At 40.4% G+C, this 4,827-nt stretch carries 6 protein-coding genes; 2 read left to right on the top strand and 4 right to left on the bottom strand.

Translation table 11 applies throughout. The features are described 5' to 3' along the window. Window positions 1-23: 23 nt before the first annotated feature. The 3 genes from mctP to DFR59_RS19875 form a co-directional block, all read right to left on the bottom strand. Window positions 24-1,538 (bottom strand): monocarboxylate uptake permease MctP, encoded by a 1,515-nt coding sequence (gene mctP / locus DFR59_RS19865; protein WP_114747406.1) that lies wholly within the window; start codon window positions 1,536-1,538, stop codon window positions 24-26. 33 nt (window positions 1,539-1,571) lie between these two features. Beyond that, window positions 1,572-1,781: a DUF3311 domain-containing protein gene (locus DFR59_RS19870; RefSeq protein WP_114747407.1), complete on the bottom strand. Its 210-nt coding sequence runs from the start codon at window positions 1,779-1,781 to the stop codon at window positions 1,572-1,574. 133 nt (window positions 1,782-1,914) lie between these two features. Next, complete coding sequence (locus tag DFR59_RS19875) at window positions 1,915-2,505, bottom strand: hypothetical protein (RefSeq protein ID WP_114747408.1); 591 nt, start codon at window positions 2,503-2,505, stop codon at window positions 1,915-1,917. A 296-nt stretch (window positions 2,506-2,801) separates the two neighbouring features. Between DFR59_RS19875 and DFR59_RS19880 the strand changes: the two genes are divergently transcribed. Both DFR59_RS19880 and DFR59_RS19885 read left to right on the top strand, forming a co-directional pair. Beyond that, complete coding sequence (locus DFR59_RS19880; protein ID WP_114747409.1) at window positions 2,802-3,197, top strand: putative periplasmic lipoprotein; 396 nt, start codon at window positions 2,802-2,804, stop codon at window positions 3,195-3,197. A 72-nt stretch (window positions 3,198-3,269) separates the two neighbouring features. After that, a complete protein-coding gene (locus DFR59_RS19885) occupies window positions 3,270-4,064 on the top strand; it encodes a phosphotransferase (RefSeq protein WP_114747410.1) in 795 nt (264 codons plus the stop codon). A gap of 126 nt (window positions 4,065-4,190) precedes the next feature. On the opposite strand, the gene DFR59_RS19890 is transcribed toward DFR59_RS19885, so the two are convergent. Beyond that, window positions 4,191-4,733 (bottom strand): AAA family ATPase, encoded by a 543-nt coding sequence (locus tag DFR59_RS19890; RefSeq protein ID WP_114747411.1) that lies wholly within the window; start codon window positions 4,731-4,733, stop codon window positions 4,191-4,193. Window positions 4,734-4,827 lie beyond the last annotated feature (94 nt).

Consider the following 4,827-nt stretch of genomic DNA (forward strand, 5'->3'; position numbering starts at 1 on the left):
ATCCCCGTGCTTCCAAATAACTATTACGCCGCTTTGTAATCTTCTTCTACTGTTTGGTCTTTTCCATTGTTCAATCCCATCGCCTTGAACACGAAGGTCAGGACGATTGCTACGACAAAGTTGAGGATCAGTGCGTATAGTGCAGCATAGCCTGCGACAGTCGATCCAAACAAGTGCAGTGGATAGATGGACTTCATATCTTGGGAGAATGCCATCATCGTACCTGACACCATTCCAACAAGCCATCCGAGGATAAGTGCCCAGCGATTGAACCAGTTTGTGTAGAGGCCAATGATTACGGACGGGAATGTTTGCAGGATCCATATCCCTCCTAATAGCTGCAAGTTAATCGCATATTCTTTCGGGAAGAAAATGATGAATCCAAGCGCTCCCACTTTCACAAGAAGCGAAATGAGCTTGGCCATACTTGATTCCTGCTTAGCTGAACAGTTCGGATTGATATACTCGCGGTAGATATTTCGCGTAAACAGGTTTGCTGCAGCAATAGACATGATGGCTGCTGGAACAAGCGCCCCAATCGCGATTGCTGCGAATGCAAAACCGCTGAACCAATCCGGGAACATTTTCAAAAACAACGCCGGGATGGCATCATTTCCTGATTTCACATTGACATGGGCCGCTAGAGCCATAAAGCCAAGCAATGTGATGAATCCCAGTACAAGGGAATACGCAGGCAATATCGCCGCATTCTTTTTGATTGTGTTGCGGCTATTCGAACTGAGCACCCCTGTCAGGGAATGCGGATATAGGAATAGTGCAAGAGCCGATCCGAATGCAAGCGTTCCATACGCCATGAAAGATCCTTTTCCTAAGATGAAAGCTCCTGGCGGGTTATGGGTGGATAAAGCATCCTTTGCTGAATCAAAAATCGTTCCAAAACCACCCAGCTTCATAGGAATGACGATGACGGCCACGATAATCGTTATGTAGATCATAATGTCCTTCACAATCGCGATCGATGCCGGTGCACGAAGTCCGCTGGAATACGTATACACAGCAAGGATGGCAAACGCGATGATCAGCGGCAGTTCGCCAGCGAGGCCAGTACTTTTAAAGCCCATCGCAGAAATGACTGCCTGCATCCCAACAAGCTGAAGCGCGATGTAAGGCATTGTAGCCAGTATGCCTGTGATAGCAACAGCGAGCGCTAATGTACTGCTATTATATCTGCCGCGCACAAAATCGGAAGCGGTTACATAACCGTGCTTGCGGGAAACCGACCAAAGACGAGGCATTACAACGAAAATAAAAGGATACACAACAATCGTATAAGGAACAGCGAAGAAGCCCATCGCCCCTGCCCCATATAAGAGCGCCGGTACTGCAATAAATGTATAAGCGGTATATAAATCGCCGCCTAATAGAAACCATGTGACGACCGTGCCGAATCTTCTTCCGCCAAGCCCCCACTCATCAAGCTGTGTTAAATCCCCTTTGCGCCATCTTGCTGCATAGAAGCCGAGAACGGTTACGAAAATAAAAAATAAAATGAAAACACTAAGCGCTGTCCAGTTCATCTCTTAACACTCCTTATGGCCATGATCGTCCAATTACTTTTCCTTCGTTTTATAATAGACAATGATCGTTAACACACCTGATACCAGAATCATCGCAAGCTGGTACCAATAAAAAAACGGAAATCCAAAAAGCCTAGGTTCATCAAATGCATACATTCCAGGGAACAGCGTCGTGATAAACGGGACAATCAAAAGTACATACCAAAAGCTAAACTTCGATTTTTGACTTTTTTCCGTATTCATATGTAATCTCCTTTCCATTGATCTACTTAAATATTTGCACATTAATAAATATTCTGTCAATTTATTTTTTGGAATAGGTATACTTTAATGGTGCTTACTTCCTAGGAAGCGCGTGGACTGCTCTTGTGCTTCCTTAATGCCTACCATACAAATTGGTAGTATATAAATTAAATTCACTTCTAAAAGCTCCGCGTAAATTACCAAACAAAGTTTGTAAATCTCTTCTGGAGAAATATTTTCCATCTTTTATCTCTCTAATGCTTTCTTCTAAGCTTAAGAAATTCTTTATATTTTGAACCAAGTATTCTTTTTCTTCCTTATCATAATCTCCTTCAGAAACAAGATTCAACAGGGTGTTCCTTGCCTGTTCTACATCAAAAAGCATTCTATTCAGTTTATCTTTATCTATTGATTTTGGATCCGTGCCGATTAGCCATTGCTGCTCAAAAATCGGAAGAATATATTGGGTTCGCTCTACTGTGAAATTGAAATTATCACTTGTTGAAATCTCATTTAAATCCTCTTCATAGGTTTTTTTAAACTCGTTAAGCTCTTCTTTATAAGTCTTGCAATTATGTGTTTCCCAACCAGGATGATAAGTAAAACTTTGATTGACACTAAGCGGAGATAGCGGATAATACCAAGTCATTATAGAAATAAAAATGATAATAAGTATTGTTCCTGAAACTAATGTCCAAATCTTTTTATTACGTTTTGTACTCATATAAAACTCCTTTTTTTGAGGATTAATCCTAATGAATTTATACAAATTTTAACAGATTTCAATAACCATTTATATTACTAAACAAACAAAACAGGACAATTGTGGGATTTTATAGAACTTCTTATAGTAAGTGGATTGGAGGAGAATTTTAGTGGGAAAACCGAGTATGTTAGTTCTTGGAACGGCACACTTAAGTAATCCCGATAATGGAGAATTGTTTAAAATAGAAAGCAAATCGCAACTATTCAGCTCCTGCTTCGTCTAACATATAAATAATCAATTTGCGGGGTGCTTAAATGAAAAAGTATATCGTCCTGATTCTGAGCTTGTTTTTCCTCACTGCTTGTACAAGTGGAAAAACGCAGTCATTAGAGGAATTTTGGAAGGATACTGATATAAAGAAGGTTGACGAAATCGTCATTCAGGATGGTACGAGTGGAGGATCATTAACCATAACCGAGCAAGATCAAATGGATGATTTGCTTTCCCAGATTAAAGATATCGAGTTTACGCCTAAGAAAAATCAAGAGGAAGTTAAGGGATGGAGCTATGCCGTTACTCTTTTTGATGGTAAGAAGAGTTTTAAATTCTTCACGGATAAAATCGGTAAAACTTACTACGATTCAACTCCGGAAATACTTCCGATTATCGAAAAGTATTACCACGACCATCTGCCAAGGGCAAGCTACTGATTTATTTCAGGAAAACAATTCAAGCGATCAAATGAAACCTGAGAACCTGCCGCTTGTTATGGAGGTAATTGAATGACAAATTTACATAATGAAGAAAAGTTAACAGGCGGCAACGTCTCAAACGTATATCGATCGAAAGATACAGTTCGAAGAGATTTAAAGACTAATAGTGATAAAATTCATACATTATTGCAGCATTTGGAAAGCAAGGGTTTTAATTACGCACCAAGGTTTTTAGGCATTGATGAAAGCAATAGAGAAATATTATCTTTTATTGAAGGAGAAGCAGGGAATTATCCTCTGAAGGAATATATGTGGTCAGATGAAGCTTTGAAAAAAATAGCGAAGATCCTTCGTCAGTATCATGATGCTGTATCTGATTTCCCTTCACTATATGAGTGGGCTCCCATCGATAATACACCAGATAACTTTGAGGTCTTATGCCACAATGATTTTGCAATCTATAACATTATTTTCAATCAAGAAATGCCGGTTGGTATTATTGACTTTGATGTTGCTGCTCCCGGTCCAAGACTTTGGGACATTGCCTATACCCTCTACACATGCGTTCCTTTAAGCAGACATTATCATAATGAAAAAGGCGAGGAAGTGCGTTATAACTCAACGCGTGATGCCGAACGCATAAAACGAAGAGTTAATTTATTTTTTGAAACCTATGATATTGAGGGAATGGAAGAAGGGTTTTTAGATATGGTATTGCTGCGATTAGAAGGTTTATGTAAATACATGAAACGAAAAGCCGCTGAAGGCGACAGCTCTTTTCAAAGAATGGTTGATGAAGGACATTATGAACACTATCAAATGGATATTACATTCATTCGAGAGCACGGAAAAGAGTGGATTTGAGAAGTCATTTAATCCATAACTAAAGGAGCTTGATTATCCAAGTTCCTTTTTGATTTTACACGGGGACGGTTCGAGCGCTCCCTACCCCTTAATCGGTCTGTCCAGAGCAACCATCAGTTACTGTCATTAGGATTTATTTTCTTCGCTTTGGCGAATGATCTCATCAACGACGTGCTCGATCGATGCTGTTGCGTCAATTATTATTCCGTTTTTCGGAATGTCTTCTTTCGTTTGATGCAACCTCACAATGAGTTCCCTTTCCGTTGTTCTTCCCTTTCCACCCCACTCATTTTCTGACCGCTCGTCAAGACGCTTATTCAATGTGTCAAGGTCTACTTCGAGGACAAACACTCCGTCAAATAGATCGATGAATTTCGAAAAGTTTCTTGAACCACCGCAGAAAAATGTTACCGGATCATCTTGATTGGCAACCAATGCTTTTACTTTAGCTACATCCCAAATATGGTGCTCGTGTAAATACCGAATGTGGTCCTCGTACGAGTCTCCATCTGTGACGCGATCAGCCCGTATACCAGTTTCCGGATCGCCTTGGTAAGCCAATTCACGGTCACCATGAATGGCATGATAGCCGCGCTGCTGCAATTCACTGCAGATCGAAGTTTTACCGGTGCCGGAAACGCCTTCTATCAGATAATTTCTAATGCCCATTTTTGAAGCCTCCATTTCTGTCGTTAAAATTCATATTTGTTCCATACTACTTCGACAAAAAATGGCGGCAATCCTTCTAGTGAAGCACAGGGAC

It is taken from the genome of Falsibacillus pallidus, from assembly GCF_003350505.1.
GTDB classification, from domain to species: Bacteria; Bacillota; Bacilli; order Bacillales; family DSM-25281; genus Falsibacillus; species Falsibacillus pallidus.

Excerpts from the sequence above, each read along its gene's own strand:
- DFR59_RS19890 (WP_114747411.1), bottom strand. The coding sequence starts at position 4,733 with ATGGGCATTAGAAATTATCTGATAGAAGGCGTTTCCGGCACCGGTAAA.
- DFR59_RS19885 (WP_114747410.1), top strand. The coding sequence starts at position 3,270 with ATGACAAATTTACATAATGAAGAAAAGTTAACAGGCGGCAACGTCTCA.
- mctP (WP_114747406.1), bottom strand. The coding sequence starts at position 1,538 with ATGAACTGGACAGCGCTTAGTGTTTTCATTTTATTTTTTATTTTCGTA.
- DFR59_RS19880 (WP_114747409.1), top strand. The coding sequence starts at position 2,802 with ATGAAAAAGTATATCGTCCTGATTCTGAGCTTGTTTTTCCTCACTGCT.
- DFR59_RS19870 (WP_114747407.1), bottom strand. The coding sequence starts at position 1,781 with ATGAATACGGAAAAAAGTCAAAAATCGAAGTTTAGCTTTTGGTATGTA.
- DFR59_RS19875 (WP_114747408.1), bottom strand. The coding sequence starts at position 2,505 with ATGAGTACAAAACGTAATAAAAAGATTTGGACATTAGTTTCAGGAACA.